Here is a 13,800-nt window from a genome sequence, read left to right as displayed (position 1 = left end):
AGCTCGGGGGTCCAATGCACCTTGCCCCGCAGGCGTTGGGGTCGCTTACTTCTGGGTTTCAGGCCGGTGAGTCCCTGCTCCTTGAGCCTTCCCTTCCAGCGGTAGTAGCTGGCCCGGCTGAGGCCCACCACCTCCTGCACCTCGCTCCAGGGTGGCTTCCGTTTCCTGAGGGCTTCCACCTGCTTGAGCTGGCGCAGGCGTTCTAAGGACTGTGGGGTCACCTGCGCCGGCCTCGGCCAGTTCTAAAGCTTTCCTGGCGCCTCTAAAGACCTCTTTGCCAACTGTGGTAAGCTGCATCTGGGGAACCTCCTCTTCCTAAAAGTGGTTCCCCTATTTTGCTTCACTCGGAGTCTCACCTGTGGTTGTCCGATTTCATGGTCCGCCTCCGGCGGACGTGGGGGAGTCCATGTATCCCACGGACTGAAAGTCCGGGGGATTATAGCTCCCCCACGCCCCCTCTTTTCTCTAACCCTCAGTCCCTTATTTTCCAACAGGTATCAAGTCCTTTTCCGAATTGGCATGGCGCCTAGGTGCGCGCTTTCATGCAGCGGGGCAGTGCCTCGAGCAATTCCGCCTGAGCCGCTGCAGGCTGGGCTGAAAGCCGTAGCCACTCTGGTAAACCGAAAGAAGTGCAGTCCCGCACCCGAAAACCCATAGAGTGGAGCTGCCGGGCCACCGCGGTGGCCCGGCCTACTTTTACCAGCAGAAAGTTGGCGGGGCTTTCGCGCACCTCGAGGCCCTGCTGGCGCAACCCCTCGGCCAGCTGGCTTCGCAGTTGCCAGAGTTCCTGGCGGCTTCTCGCCAGCCAGGCCTGAGATGCCTCTTGCATTACGGCACGCAAAAGGGCCTCGCCATGCACTCCCACCACCCAGGAAGGAGCCAGGTTGCGGAAGTGTACCAGGCTTTGCGGAGCGATCAGATAACCTGCGCGTACCCCGGTCAGGCCGTGGGCCTTGTTGGGGCTGTATAAGCGCCAGGTGTTGCTGGGCAAGCGGGGCGGATCGGGCAGCAGGTAGTAGTAGGCCAGGTCAAGCACCAGAGCGATGCGATGTCGTTCAGCGATATGTGCAGCCTCCTCTATGAAATCGTAGATCTCGCCGGTGGGGTTGTTGGGCACGCACAGAAAAGCTAGGGTAGCTTTAGGCAACAGCCTCAAAAAGGCCTCCCCACTGCTGGCCCGCAGCAGGGGTAGCTCAGCGGGCTGGGCAGCGCGGGCGTACTCGCTGAAGGTGGGCGGTAGGATCAGCATCGGCCCGCGCAGGTAGCGCCAGCGGGTCAGGCGGTGAATCAGCTCGCTGGTGCCGCCGCCCACGGCCACATGCTCGGGCGGCACCTGGTGAAACTCGGCCAGGGCGTCGTGCAGCGAGGTGTAGAGCGGGTCAGGATAGTGGCTGGGGTCGGCAGCCTGAACCGCAGCCAGGGCGCGGGGGTCGGGGCCTAGGCTATTGGCGTTGGTGGAAAAATCGTAGCGTGGGGTGGGGCCGGAATCGGTACCCCCGTGTATAGGCATGAGAACGTCATCAATCATGAGTGACCATTATGGTGGTTGTTCTGGTGCAATCATGTGGCCTATCCTCAAGTATGGCTCTAGAACAATCCCAGGATAGCCTGGCCGCTGTTCCAGGTGCACAAACCAGCCACAAGCCCTGCGCTCCAGCCCACCCAGATAGCCCGGCTTAGCCCAGCCTGCAGGTCCTGGGCTGTGGGGAGGCGTCCGCTCGAGTGCAGCACGTACACGTTGGGCTTGGACAGGCGTATGCCCAGGAAAAGGGCCAGCGCCGCCATGGGCCAGCCGCTGTTGGGCGAGGGGGTCTTGCGGGCTTCCCGCCAGAGCGCTTTCCAGGGGCAACGCCAGCCACATAGCAGTAGGCCGGTGATGCGCGCCGGGATGTAGCTCAGGCAGTCGTCGGCGCGGGCCGCGAACTTGCCGGCCCACTCCCAGCTTCCCCGATACCCCCATAAGGCATCGGCAGTATTGGCAAAACGGTACAGGGCAGCTCCTGGCAGGCCCAGCAAGACGAACCAAAACAGAGGGGCCACCAGCGAGTCGTTGAGGTTCTCGGCCAGGCTCTCCAGGGCGCTTTCGCGCACCTCATTCGGGGATAGGGCCTCGGCGGGGCGGCTGACGAGGTGGCTGAGGCGGGTGCGGGCCGCCTCGAGGCTCTCCTCCAGGAGCTTTTCCACTGCGTTTACCTCATCGAGCAGCATCCGAAAGGCAAAAAGGGGTTTGAGCAAGAGGGCCGTGAACAGCAGCTTCAAGGAATCCGCGAGCTGCTCGAGTTGCCACGCCAGGGCTCCGTATACTGCTAACACCAAAACGGCACCCATCAGCCAGTACCCTGTACCCAGCAGCAGCGCGCTTCGGGGTGGCCTCGAGGTCAGCTTTCGCCCCACCCGGTTCAGGTAAGCCCCCATCCAGACCACCGGATGCAGCCGGGCGGGGGGTTCCCGCAAAAACCAGTCGAGCGTCAGGGCCAGGAGAACTGCCATACAGGGTATCTTGTTGGAAGCGAGAGGTGCATGTTTTCGCCTCAGAACGTCTCAACCTGGAGCGTTGATGGCCCTGGGCTTTCCGTTTTCGTCCAACGCCACCATGACAAAACCAGCCCGACAGGCCAGGATGCGCGTTTCTTTGCTGATCGGCTCGACCCACATCTCCACCTCCAGGCGCATGGAGCTGCGCCCCACCGAGCTCACCCAGGCCACCAGCTCCACAATCGAGCCCTGTGGAACGGGCTGGTGGAAATCGATGGCGTCGGTGTGTACCGTAACCACCTTAGAGCGGGCGTAGCGGGTGGCAGCCACGAACGCAGCCTCGTCCATCCAGGCCATGGCCGTGCCCCCATACAGGTTGCCATAGTGGTTGCAGTCGGGTGGGCGTACCAGGTGTACGGTACGGGTCTGCTGGCTCACGCCAAACCCCGCTGCCGGGTGCGCTCCTCCCGGTAGAGGATATAAGCCCTAGCCACCTGGGGGTAGCTTTTCATCAGGCCCTCCTCCACCATGTCCTGGATCTGCTCGATGTGCAACCGCTCCTTGCGTGCCCGCCGCTTGATGGGGGAGAGGATGTGCTGCTCGATGACCTCCGGCTCGAGGCCTACCCCCACGGCGGTGGCAGCCTTCTCTACTGCCCGCACGATACGTATCTCGTCGAAGGGAACCTCCCGCCCATCGCGCTTGGTGACGGGGAGATACTCGGGCGAGAGGCCTTCGAAGATGAAATCCGCATCGCAGAGGGGCTCTACCCGGATGGCCTTGACATAGCCATTGCCCTTGGTGGAGAAAAAGTCGTGGTTTTTGGTTTTGGTCGAGAGCCCGGCCAGCACCACCGGATTGACCTGTTCCGCGCCCACCTCGAAGTGAGGCTTTAGCCCCAGGTTCATCAGGGCCTTGTCGGCGTTGTAGTGCGCGAAGGTTAGAACGGCTTCCTCCAGGCCAAGGGGCGCGTACAGGGTCTGGGTGTAGCGGCGCTCGAGGGCCTCGAGCTGCTCCAGCATCTCGTAGACCTCCCGCTCCGCCTTTTTCTGGGCCCTCTCGCTCAAACTGGCGCACACCTCCTGGGCCAGCAGACCCACATACACCCCGTGGATGCTCTCGTCGCGGATGATGAGCGAGATGATCTCGCCGGAGTTCACCAGCCTGCCCTGGCCCGCTAAGAGCAGCGGGAAAAAGAAGCCCGAGTAAAACAGAAAGGACTCCAGGAACACACTGGCCGCGAGGCCCAGGTAGAGGCTCTGGCGGTCTTGTACCCCCTGGTAGCGCTCGAGAACGAAGCGCTGCTTTTCCTGCAAGAGGGGCTGCCCTTTTACCCAGTCGAACAGCTCGCCGATTCGCTCACTGCTGCACAGGGTTGAGAAGATGCTGCTGTAGCTTTTGGCGTGCATGTGCTCCATGGCCCCCATGAAGGAGAGCACCGCCTTGGCTTGCAGCTTGGGGATGTGCTGCGACAGAAGGGGCATCCCCACGCTTCCCTGCACGGTGTCGAGCAGGGTCAGCCCGGCCAGCACCTGCTCGTAGACCCGCTGCTCTTCTTTGGAGAGGGTCATCCAGGTCAGCTTGTCGTCGGCCAGCGGAATCTCCTCGTCGACCCAGAACTGCCGCACGTTTTGATCCCAGAACATCTTGGTGTAAGCGTCTTCCAGGCAGTTCCAGTTGACGGCGCTGAAGGTTTGTTCGACTAGTTCCATAGGCTTTTCCTTAGACTGAGCAGGACAGGCACTCCTCTACCGAGAGGTTCTTGGTGCGGGTGTAGTAGAGGCTCTTGAGGCCTTTTTTGGCCGCGTACACGTAAAGCCGGGCCAGCTCGCGGGTGCTGGTCTCGCTGGTGACGTAGATGACCGTGCTGATGCCCTGGTCCACATGGGCCTGGGCCTCGGCCACCAGGTCGATCAGGCGGTACATGTTCATGTGGTAAGCGCTCTTGTAAAACCAGTAGGTTTCTTCGGAAAGAAAGGGCATGGGGTAGTAGGTGGTAGCGTTGCCGTAGGTGCGGGTCTCCACGTGTTCTACGATGGGCTGGATGGAGGGGGTGGCGTTCTGGATGTAGCTGATGGAGGCGGTGGGGGCTATCGCCAGCCGGTAGGCGTGGTAGAGCCCGTGCTCTGCCACCTCCTCCTTCAGGCGGGCCCAGTCCTCGGGAGAGGGCAGGGGGATGCCCTGAAAAAGTTTTTGCACGGCCTCGGTGCGGGGGCGGAAGTCTGTGGTCAGGTATGGCTCAAAGTACTCGCCGCTGGCGTAGGTAGATCTTTCAAAGCCAAAGAAACACACCCCACGCTCCCGGGCGATCTCCATGGAGCGCTTCAGGCTATGGTAGTTCACCGCAGCGAAGAAGCTCCGCACGAAGTCGCGGGCCTCCACCGACTCGTAGGGCAGGCGGTTCTTGGCTAAAAACCCGTGCAGGTTCATAGCCCCTAAGCCCACCGCGTGGAAGGCCTGGTTGGCCCGGTGCACGCCCGGCACCTGGCGCACCGCACTGGCGTCGCTGACCGCGGTGAGGGCGTCCATGGCGGTGTGCACGCTCTCGGCCAGGTTCTTCTGCTCCATCACGTTCACGATGTTGAGGGAGCCCAGGTTGCAGCTGATGTCGAAGCCTGGCTCCACCACCTCCCCTGCCTCGCCTACCAGGGTGGGGGTCTGTAGCTGGAAGATCTCGGTGCAGAGGTTCGACATCTTGATCTGGCCTAAAGCCTTGAGGGGGTGCGCCCGGTTGGCGTTGCTCTTGTAGACGATATAGGGGTAGCCCGACTCGAACTGGGTCTGGGCGATGCGGGTGAGCATGGCCCGGGCTGAAAGGGCCCGCTTCTTGACCTGGGGGTGGGCCAGGAGCTCCTCGTACCGCCGGTCGAGGTCCATGTCGTCGAGGTGCTCCCCAAAGGCCTGGTAGACCGAGTAAGGCGCGAAGACGAAGAAGTCCTCTCCGGCCTCGGCCAGCTCGAAGAATTTCTGTGGCACGATGAGCCCTAAGGAGAGGGTCTGGATGCGGCTTTTCTCGTCGGCGTTGATCTTCTTGGTATCCAGAAACTCTTCCACGTCCCAGTGGAAGATGTTGAGGTACACCGCCCCGGCCCCCTTGCGCTGGCCCATCTGGTCGGCGTAGTTGAAGGCGTCCTCCAGGAGCTTCATCACCGGCACCACCCCCTTGGCGGCATGGGCCACGCCCTTGATGGGCTCGCCCCGCGCCCTCAAGCGGGAGAGGTTGAGGGCTACCCCACCCCCAATCTTGGAAAGCTGCATGGCGGCATTCAGGTTGTAGCCGATGGAGTTAAGCGAGTCGTCCACCTCCAAAAGAAAACAGGAGACCAGCTCCCCTCGCCTGGCCCGCCCGGCGTTCAGAAAGGTGGGGGTGGCGGGCTGGTAGCGCTGCTCCATCATGGCCCGCACATAGGCCTCGGCTTTGGCTGCGTCGCCCTGGCCTAAGTGCAGGGCTACGGATAGCACCCGGTCCTCGTAGCGTTCCAGGTAGAGCTTTTTGTCATCGCTTTTGAGGGCGTAGTCCTTGTAGAACTTGGAGACCGCCATGAAGCTCTGGAAGCGGAAGCCATAGCTGTAGGCCAGATCAAAGAGCCTCAGGATGGTTGCCTCGTCGTAGTGGACGAAGAAGTCCTCGTAGTAGCCCTCCTGGATCAGGGTACGCAGCCGGATGATGGGGTCGGGGAACTTTCTGAGTTTCCCCAATGCTTCCTCTTCGAAGGCCTGGGTGGCCTCGAGGTCTTTCTCTAGCTGGAAAAACCCATCTCTTTTATGCAGCACCGCACTGTTGAGCTCGAGATAGCGCACCTATAACCTCCTTGACGATTGCGATATCCCTGGCCGTACCGGCCAGTTCAAATCTGTGTACCACAATCAGGCCATAACGCTCGGCCAGCACATCGCCCGCTCGGGCAAAGTTGCTGCCCCAGTTGCGGTTGCCACTCACCGCCACACCCCGGATGTGAGGCCGGTTGTGCTCCACAAAGCGGAGCACCTCTACTGGCGCCTGGCCGAAGCCGGTGGTGTAGGTCAGCAGCAAACAAGGCTCCGCGACCCCTTCCTCGCCGCTCGCAAGGCGCAGTCGTCTAAAGCCCAGCTTCTGTACAAAACGCTCGACGTTGCCAGTTTTGGACGCGTAGACAATGAGCAAGTAACCCTCCTGGAAAGCTCACCCCAAAGGGTAAGGGGAGTCCGATAAACACAGGTCAGCAGAGGCACAACGGGGCTGCTAGCCGCTGTCTATTTGTACAGGGAAACTCATTCGAACCATCCTTTCCGCCCCTTGCGCGGGGGCGAGCGATGAGGACCGGAAGCAGGTATTCGGGCTATAACCGTTGCGCGACAGCGGCGGAATTGCACCGCGCTTCCCCTGGTATCCGACCCAGAAACCACATCTTGTGGCTTCTGCGGAGAAAGATACTACATGTTGTAAATTTCGTCTATACCCAGGCCTGGGCACTCCGATTGGGGCTATAGCAAAAGGGCATGCTTCGCCCAGTCTGCCGGGATAAGACTGTGGCCGGGTACACAGGTCTTGCTTGCTCAAAACTGGAAGCAGCCGGCTCTCTTCCACCGTCTTCCCACAAAGGGGGTCTACCCCGGGGCGCCTCGGGCAGAAAAGGCCTCGAGGGAAAAGGAGAAAGCATGAAAAAGACCTTACACCTCCCCCCTCGCTTTCTTGGGAGGTTCACAACAGTTGACGTTTAGCGTACATTACTTTACATTATAGCCTATTATGGATTTGCTTCTCCTCACCGCCCAGCAGGTGGGAGAGCGCTATGGCCTCCACCGCAACACCCTGTACGCCTGGGAGCAGCAGGGGCTCCTGCATCCCGTCCGCACCCCCGGGGGTCGCAGGCGGTACCGCAGGGACGAGATCGAGCGGCTTCTCACCCTGGAGTCCCTGCCGGTCCAGGCCGAGTCCAGGCCCCGCACCGTGCTGTACGCCCGGGTGAGCACCCGGAAACAGGAACCCTTCCTCCAGGCCCAGGTAGCCCGTCTGGAGGCCTTCGCCAGGGAGCAAGGCTGGGACTGCGAGGTGGTGGCCGAGGTGGCCAGCGGGGTCAACGAGAACCGCCGGGGACTTCTCAAGGTGCTGAACCGGGCCAGGAGGGGTGAGCTGGACCGGGTGGTGGTGGAGTACGAGGACCGCCTGGCCCGTTTCGGGCTCGGGTACCTGCGCGCTTTCCTGCAAGCTTTTGGCGTGGAGCTGGTAGTCCTCAACGGCAAAGAGAGGAAGGAGCTCGGAGAGGAGCTGGCCGAGGACCTGGTGGCTATCGTGGCCAGCTTCGCCGCCCGGATCTACGGGAAGGGGGATTCTGGTAAGGAGACGGGGCAAGGCTGAGGGTTACCAGGGCGTCCAGGCCCGGCTGGTCTTCCCTGAGCGGGAGGACGAGAAGGCGGTTCTGGATCTGATGCGCCGCTTCTCTGCGGCGAAGCGGTTCGCCTACAACCGGCTTTTAGAGGGCAGGACCCGGGAGGAGCTCAAGCGTCAGGACGGGCCCCTCTGCCCCCGCTTCCGCCTCAACACCCGCTACGCCGACGAGGCGATTGAGAAGGCCCAGGGCGTGCTGGACTCCGCCCGGGAGCTCGGAAAAGACCCCTGCAAGGTGGTCTTCGGAGGGAGGAAGCTTTTTGAGCAGCTAAAGCGCCAGCACCTCTCAGGCAAAGATTGGAAGCGCCTGAAAAGGGAGTGGAAGGAGAAGCGCCAGGGCCTGCTCTATGCCCGGGGCGACGGGAGCAAGGGGGGCAACCTCAACCTCCGGCTGCTGGTGAGGGCAGGAGCCCTCTGGCTCCGGGTGAACCTGGGGGACGGAACTTACGCCCAGGCCCTGGTGAGGACGGGCCACCCTAACTTGGATAAGCTCCTGGAGCGGGTTCACGTGGGGCTTCCCTACAACGTGGGGCTCTCCCTGAGGGAGGGACAGGTCCAGGCCCACTTCACCTGGCCCGAGGAGCTTCCCCCTCCCACCCACACCAAGGAGAACGGGATGCTGGGGATAGACGTGAACGCCGACCCCTACCACCTCGCTCTCGCCGTGGTCTCTCCTGAGGGGAACCTCGCCCGCTACCTGACCCTTCCCCTGGAAGAGGTGGACTTCGCCCCCAACAAGGGAGCTAAGGAACTCCTCCTCTGGAAGGTCGCCCACCAGGTGGTGGCCGTCGCCGAGGAACACGGGGTCGCCATCGCCACGGAAAAGCTCAAGTACCTCCGTAAGTCCCGGAGGGGAGACGGCTCAGGCCGGGCGTTTCGCCATAAACAACACCGCTTCGCCTACCGCTCCCTCTTGCAGAAGATTCACGCCCTGGCCCGAAAGCGGGGTGTAGAAGTCTTAGAGGTCAATCCGCAGGACACCTCCAGCATCGGGATGCTGAAGTACGCCCCCTTGCTCTCCCTCTCCAAAGACATCGCGGCGGCCTATGTGATTGGCCGGAGAGCCCTGGGCTTCACCGAAAAGCTCCCCAAGGGCTACGGGGCCCTTCTCCGGGACGAGGGCTTCCTCGCCCAGGCCGAGGGGTTCCACCAGGCCCGCCTCCGGGAGCTCCAGAAGCTCAAAGAAACTGAGAGGAACCCCTACCTCAAGCGCAAGCTTTCCCGGGAGATGGGAAAAGCCAGGCGCTCCCTGAACCTCGTCCAAAGCCTTCGGGGCTCGCCAGGGAGCCGGAGTGGGTCAACCGAGGGAAGGAACCCTTCCGGCATCAATCCCTGGCGGGTCCTGAGGGTAGGCCTCTTCCTTCCGTTCCTCGGGCGCGAGGTGCCGCGAGACCTCTCGCCCCTCAAGCCCTTCCTCCATGGACTGTGGGAGCGGTGGAAAACGAGCCCAGGTCCTCATCCTGGTGGGGGGCCGGAGTGCGCTAATGTGCACTTTTGCTGACCAGGTTTGAGTATGCAGAAGATTTTGCCCTTAGCATGTCCAACTGAAGGACGACATCTGCGTAAAAACCAAAGCTGGGCAAACCGGAGGCTCAGCACCGGGTGTTGGGCCAAAGTGGGTAAGCCAGCCAACAAACCGCGCTGCCTCACGTGTTATGGTAGCCACGTAAGACACTCCAGACAGACAGGGAGTGGGAGGGGAGAGAACATGAAAAGCGTATTTGCCTTCCTGATCGCGCTGGGTTTGGGCCTGGCCCTGGCCCAGAAAGGTCCCATTACCGTGGGCTCCAAGATTGACACCGAGGGGGCGGTGCTGTGCCAGATGGTCAAGATTCTCCTCGAGGCCAACGGCTTCCGTGTGAACGACCGCTGCAGCACCGGCACTACCGATGTGGTGCGCAAGGCCCTCACCTCAGGTGAGATTGACCTTTACCCCGAATACACCGGCACTGCGCTGGGGGTGTTTTTCAAGAACGATCCCAGCGCCCAGGCTGTAACCCGCGATGCGGCCAAAGGTTTTGCCAGGGTCAAGGAGCTCGACGCCAAAAACAACATCGTCTGGCTCAACCCGGCCCCGGCCAACAACACCTGGGCCATTGCGGTGCCGCGCACCCTGGCCCAGCAGAATAACCTCCGCACCATGGCTGACTTCGCCCGCTGGGTGAACGGCGGGGCCCAGGTGCGGCTGGCCGCCAGCCAGGAGTTCGTAGACCGCGACGACGCCCTCAAAGCCTTCGAGCGGGTGTATGGCTTCAAGCTGAAACCCGAGCAGCTGGTGATTCTGCCCGGCGGCAACACCACCCAGACCCAGCAGGCCGCGGCCCGCGGCACGGGCGGGGTGAACGCCGCCATGGCCTACGGCACCGATGGGGGCATCGCCGCTTTGGGCCTGGTGGCCCTGACCGACCCCAGGGGGGCGGTGGCGGTCTACCAGCCCGCCATCACCGTGCGCAAGGCTGTATTCGACCGCTTCCCTGAGCTCGCCACCCTGATCAATCCGGTCTTCGCTACCCTGGACGAAGCCACCCTTTCCCAGCTCAATGCCGAGGTGGCGGTAAGCGGCAAGAACCCCGCCGAGGTGGCCCGGGCCTATCTGCGCTCTAAGAACTTCATCCGGTGAGGGAGACGCCCCCGCGCTACCTCGATCCGGTGGCTGGGCTGGCCGCTGGCCTGGGGGTTCTGGCCCTGCTGTTGCCCTGGCTCGAGCTCAAATCCAGCCGAATCGCTCCCGGTGAACCTTTTCATGTGTGGGACTGGCAGGGTTTTGGCGCTTTGGCGCTCCTCATTCTCTGGGCCGGGGTTGCGAGGGCACAGGGGCCTGCGCAGGTAGGGCTGCTCGGGCTGGCCTTGCTGGCCTGGGGGTTGCTAACAGGGCAGGGTGCGGACGCTTTGCTCAGTGGGCAGCCGGAGAGTGCTCGAGTCTCCCCGGCGGGCGGCTTCTGGCTCACCCTGCTGGCCCTGTACGTGGGCTACTTTGCCGCCTACCGTCAGGGGGGCTGGATTTTGCTGACGGTGCTACTAGGCCTGGCCCTTTTGCTGGGGTTGGGTGCTTTCGACCGGCTAGGGCCGGTGGTGGAGTTCCAGTCCTGGCGTGAGCAGTTTTTTACCGAGCTATGGCGCCATCTTTCGCTCTCTGGCAGCGCGGTGCTACTGGCGGTGGTGGTGGGGGTGCCGCTGGGCGTGCTGGCCGCGGGCAACCCCCGCATGGGCTGGGTTCTGGGTGTGACCGGCTTCTTGCAGACCATCCCTTCACTGGCCTTGTTCGGGCTGCTGCTGCCGCTGCTGGCGGCAATCTCGCAGGGGCTGCGCCTTGAAATCGCGCTGGGCGCGATCGTGCTGGGGATGTTCGCCTTTCGCCTGCTGTGGGCCGTGTCGGGCTGGCTGGCGGTCTCGCTGGCGTTGTCGCTGGGCCTGCTGGCGCTGGCGATGGCTGGAGCCTGGCTCAATAGCCTGCTCGGCCCCGACCCACTTCGCATTGTGCTGGGCGCGCCTCTGCAAGAATCGGGCGTGCGGGGTATCGGCGCAGCCCCCGCCGTTTTGGCCCTTACCCTTTACGCGCTGCTGCCGCTGGTGCTCAACACTTACACCGGCCTGCGCGGCGTGCCCGAGGACGCTCGCGACGCTGGACGCGGTATGGGTATGAGCCCGGAGCAGCTCTTCTGGCGGGTCGAGCTGCCGCTGGCCCTACCGCTGATCCTGGAAGGCATTCGCAGCGCGGCCTCGCTCACCATCGGCATCACCACTGTTGCGGCGCTGATCGGCGCGGGCGGGCTGGGCTTCTTCATCCTGCGCGGGGTGGAAGGTGGCGCACCCGACATGGTTTTGCTGGGTGCGGTTCCCATCATCCTGCTGGCTCTGCTGGTGGACTCGGCCCTGCGGTTTGCCAGTATGGCCCTTAGACGGAGGGTGGGCATTTGATCCGCTTCGAGAATGTCGTCAAGCGCTACGGGGATTTCGAGGCGCTCAAGGGTGTGCGTCTTGAAGTAGCTGAGGGTCAGCTGGTGACTTTGTTGGGGCCTTCTGGGTGTGGCAAAACCACCCTGCTTCGCACGGTCAACCGCCTCATCGAGCCCAGTGAAGGCACGGTGTTCATCGGCGAGCAGGACGTGCGCCAACTGGACGAGGTGGAACTGCGTCGGGGCATCGGTTACGTGATCCAGAGCATCGGGCTATTTCCCCATATGAGCGTGCTCGAGAACGTGATGGTGGTGCCGCGGCTGCTGGGCTGGAGTAAGGAAAAGCGCGAGGCCAGGGCCAGGGAGATGCTGGCCCTGGTGGGTCTGGAGCCGCAAACCTTTGCGGGGCGTTTCCCGCGCGAGCTCTCGGGCGGTCAGGCCCAGCGGGTTGGGCTCGCCAGGGCGCTGGCCGCCGACCCGCCGGTGCTGCTGATGGACGAGCCTTTTGGCGCGGTAGACCCGCCTACCCGCGAGCGTTTACAGGACGAATTTCTCAGGCTGCAAAGCGAACTCAAGAAGACCGTTTTGTTTGTGACCCACGACCTGGAGGAAGCCGTGAGGATTTCCGACCGCATCTGCTTGATGAACAGCGGTCGCGTTGAGCAGTACGATACACCGGAAGTGCTTTTGCGTAGCCCCAAGACGCCTTTCGTACGTGATTTTCTGGGGCCATCGCGCACCCTGCTGCGGCTCTCCCGCATCCCGCTGAACGACCTGATAGAGCCGCTGGGCACACACCGGCCTGCCGTCAGCATCAAGCGCTCAGCGACGGCTCGAGATGCCTTCTCGCTCTTGCTTGCCAATGGTATCCGCGGCCTGGCTGTGACCGACGAAGGAGGTCAGGTGGTGGGGCTGGTGCGCCTGGAGTCGCTCCTGACTGCGGCCTCGGAGGAGGAACCATAGGAAGCACGCGGCGGGAAAAACGACCGTACCCGCTCTTGTGGCCGCTGCTGGGGTGGGGGTTGGTGCTCTTTTTATTTGCCCAGCAGTCTCTATGGAAAGGGCTTTTGTCCAGCTTATTTCCCAGCGCACGCAGCTCGATCTTCGAACGCGAAACCTTGCTGAATCTTGCCCTTCAACACCTCACCATCACGGCAAGTGCGGGTGCCTTGGTCATTCTGATTGGATTGCCGCTGGCGATTTTTGTCACCCGGCCTGTGGGGTCTGGCTTTCGACCTCTGCTCGAGAATATCGTGGCTGTTGGACAAACCTTCCCACCGGTGGCGGTGCTGGCGCTGGCCCTGCCCTTCTTTGGCTTCGGCTCTACCGGGGCGGTGTTAGCGCTGTTCCTATACGGCCTGCTACCGGTGGTGCGCAACAGCCTTGAGGCCTTTACTTATTTGCCCGCCGATGTGCTGGATGCGGCCAGAGGGATGGGCTATTCGCGCTGGCAGTTGCTCTGGCACGTCGAACTGCCGCTGGCCCTTCCGGTGATCCTTGCGGGCGTCCGCACCAGCCTGGTGTTGATTCTTGCGACCGCCACGGTGGCCCCGCTGGTGGGTGGCGGTGGGCTGGGCGTACCGATCATCGCAGGGCTGGCAGTAAGCAATTTGGCCTTCGTGGCACAAGGAGCCATAGCCGTTGCCTTGTTGGCGCTCTTGCTGGACTGGACGATGGGGCGACTGGAGAAGGTGCTCACGCCCTGGCGCAGTTAGGGGGCTGGGCTAGGTCCAGGGCCCAGTGATCTGGGGTGGGGCGTCACGCAAAGTCATGATCCCCCTCTACCCAAGGGCCGCATATCGCTCCAAGCCGCTTGTGAGTACCACCCCTTTCAGGCCGCCCAAAACGAAAGCTCTTTGAACACTCCCAGGTCACGGTAGTTAAGCGTCCACACTGGAGCCCTGGTCTTCAAGGCCAGCAGGGTTACGCTGGCGTCCTCCAGGGTGCCCTTCCACTCCAGCCTGGCCGCCAGCAGAACCCGAATGGCCTCGAGGTCTTCCATCCCGAGCGGGACGATCTCCAATGTCTCCACCATGCGCTCCAGGGCCCGGCGGGCCACTG

Annotated in this window: 13 protein-coding genes, 1 pseudogene and 1 riboswitch; of the genes and pseudogenes, 6 read left to right on the top strand and 8 right to left on the bottom strand. The window is 62.7% G+C overall.

Annotation, left to right across the window (positions count from 1 at the left end):
* From Q355_RS0112710 to nrdI, 7 genes and pseudogenes are all read right to left on the bottom strand, one after another.
* Nucleotides 1–297 (bottom strand): annotated as a pseudogene (locus Q355_RS0112710) (helix-turn-helix domain-containing protein); the annotation flags it as partial.
* Between the two features lie 229 nt (nt 298–526).
* Entirely contained in the window at nt 527–1,528 is a 1,002-nt protein-coding gene (locus Q355_RS0112705) for a pyridoxal phosphate-dependent aminotransferase (RefSeq protein WP_027878124.1), read from the bottom strand.
* 59 nt (nt 1,529–1,587) lie between these two features.
* Complete coding sequence (gene cbiB / locus Q355_RS0112700) at nt 1,588–2,490, bottom strand: adenosylcobinamide-phosphate synthase CbiB (RefSeq protein ID WP_027878123.1); 903 nt, start codon at nt 2,488–2,490, stop codon at nt 1,588–1,590.
* Between the two features lie 51 nt (nt 2,491–2,541).
* The gene (locus tag Q355_RS0112695) at nt 2,542–2,913 is read right to left on the bottom strand and encodes an acyl-CoA thioesterase (protein WP_027878122.1); all 372 of its coding nucleotides are present in this window, start codon (nt 2,911–2,913) and stop codon (nt 2,542–2,544) included.
* Complete coding sequence (nrdF, locus tag Q355_RS15915; protein WP_036259491.1) at nt 2,910–4,187, bottom strand: class 1b ribonucleoside-diphosphate reductase subunit beta; 1,278 nt, start codon at nt 4,185–4,187, stop codon at nt 2,910–2,912. Before nrdF ends, Q355_RS0112695 begins: the two co-directional genes overlap by 4 nt.
* A gap of 10 nt (nt 4,188–4,197) precedes the next feature.
* Nucleotides 4,198–6,276 (bottom strand): class 1b ribonucleoside-diphosphate reductase subunit alpha, encoded by a 2,079-nt coding sequence (nrdE, locus tag Q355_RS0112685; protein ID WP_027878121.1) that lies wholly within the window; start codon nt 6,274–6,276, stop codon nt 4,198–4,200.
* A complete protein-coding gene (gene nrdI, locus Q355_RS0112680) occupies nt 6,239–6,619 on the bottom strand; it encodes a class Ib ribonucleoside-diphosphate reductase assembly flavoprotein NrdI (RefSeq protein ID WP_027878120.1) in 381 nt (126 codons plus the stop codon). Before nrdI ends, nrdE begins: the two co-directional genes overlap by 38 nt.
* A gap of 156 nt (nt 6,620–6,775) precedes the next feature.
* A riboswitch (adenosylcobalamin-variant (AdoCbl-variant) riboswitch) is annotated at nt 6,776–6,849 on the bottom strand.
* 355 nt (nt 6,850–7,204) lie between these two features.
* Here nrdI and Q355_RS0112675 point away from each other — a divergent pair.
* The 6 genes from Q355_RS0112675 to Q355_RS0112650 all read left to right on the top strand — a co-directional run bounded on the left by Q355_RS0112675 (nt 7,205) and on the right by Q355_RS0112650 (nt 13,454).
* Entirely contained in the window at nt 7,205–7,813 is a 609-nt protein-coding gene (locus tag Q355_RS0112675; RefSeq protein WP_027878119.1) for an IS607 family transposase, read from the top strand.
* On the top strand, nt 7,785–9,344 hold the full coding sequence (locus tag Q355_RS0112670) for an IS200/IS605 family accessory protein TnpB-related protein (protein ID WP_027878118.1): 1,560 nt from the start codon (nt 7,785–7,787) through the stop codon (nt 9,342–9,344). The genes Q355_RS0112675 and Q355_RS0112670 overlap by 29 nt, the downstream gene beginning before the upstream one ends.
* A 207-nt stretch (nt 9,345–9,551) precedes the next feature.
* Nucleotides 9,552–10,463, top strand: a complete 912-nt coding sequence (locus Q355_RS0112665; RefSeq protein WP_027878117.1) for an ABC transporter substrate-binding protein — start codon at nt 9,552–9,554, stop codon at nt 10,461–10,463.
* Nucleotides 10,460–11,761, top strand: coding sequence for an ABC transporter permease (locus Q355_RS15910; RefSeq protein WP_051529426.1), 1,302 nt, complete (start codon nt 10,460–10,462; stop codon nt 11,759–11,761). Before Q355_RS0112665 ends, Q355_RS15910 begins: the two co-directional genes overlap by 4 nt.
* Nucleotides 11,758–12,702, top strand: coding sequence for an ABC transporter ATP-binding protein (locus Q355_RS15905; RefSeq protein ID WP_051529425.1), 945 nt, complete (start codon nt 11,758–11,760; stop codon nt 12,700–12,702). The genes Q355_RS15910 and Q355_RS15905 overlap by 4 nt, the downstream gene beginning before the upstream one ends.
* A gap of 104 nt (nt 12,703–12,806) precedes the next feature.
* Nucleotides 12,807–13,454: an ABC transporter permease gene (locus Q355_RS0112650; protein ID WP_245597580.1), complete on the top strand. Its 648-nt coding sequence runs from the start codon at nt 12,807–12,809 to the stop codon at nt 13,452–13,454.
* Between the two features lie 116 nt (nt 13,455–13,570).
* Here the strand turns inward: Q355_RS0112650 and Q355_RS0112645 are convergent.
* Nucleotides 13,571–13,800, bottom strand: a 230-nt coding sequence (locus Q355_RS0112645) for a hypothetical protein (protein ID WP_027878023.1), incomplete at its 5' end; no start/stop codon positions are given.

This window comes from Meiothermus cerbereus DSM 11376 (assembly GCF_000620065.1).
In the GTDB taxonomy this organism is placed as follows: Bacteria; Deinococcota; Deinococci; order Deinococcales; family Thermaceae; genus Meiothermus; species Meiothermus cerbereus.
This window is presented reverse-complemented; position numbering and strand designations above follow the sequence as displayed.

Excerpts from the sequence above, each read along its gene's own strand:
- Q355_RS0112705 (WP_027878124.1), bottom strand. The coding sequence starts at position 1,528 with ATGATTGATGACGTTCTCATGCCTATACACGGGGGTACCGATTCCGGC.
- cbiB (WP_027878123.1), bottom strand. The coding sequence starts at position 2,490 with ATGGCAGTTCTCCTGGCCCTGACGCTCGACTGGTTTTTGCGGGAACCC.
- nrdF (WP_036259491.1), bottom strand. The coding sequence starts at position 4,187 with ATGGAACTAGTCGAACAAACCTTCAGCGCCGTCAACTGGAACTGCCTG.
- Q355_RS0112675 (WP_027878119.1), top strand. The coding sequence starts at position 7,205 with ATGGATTTGCTTCTCCTCACCGCCCAGCAGGTGGGAGAGCGCTATGGC.
- Q355_RS0112665 (WP_027878117.1), top strand. The coding sequence starts at position 9,552 with ATGAAAAGCGTATTTGCCTTCCTGATCGCGCTGGGTTTGGGCCTGGCC.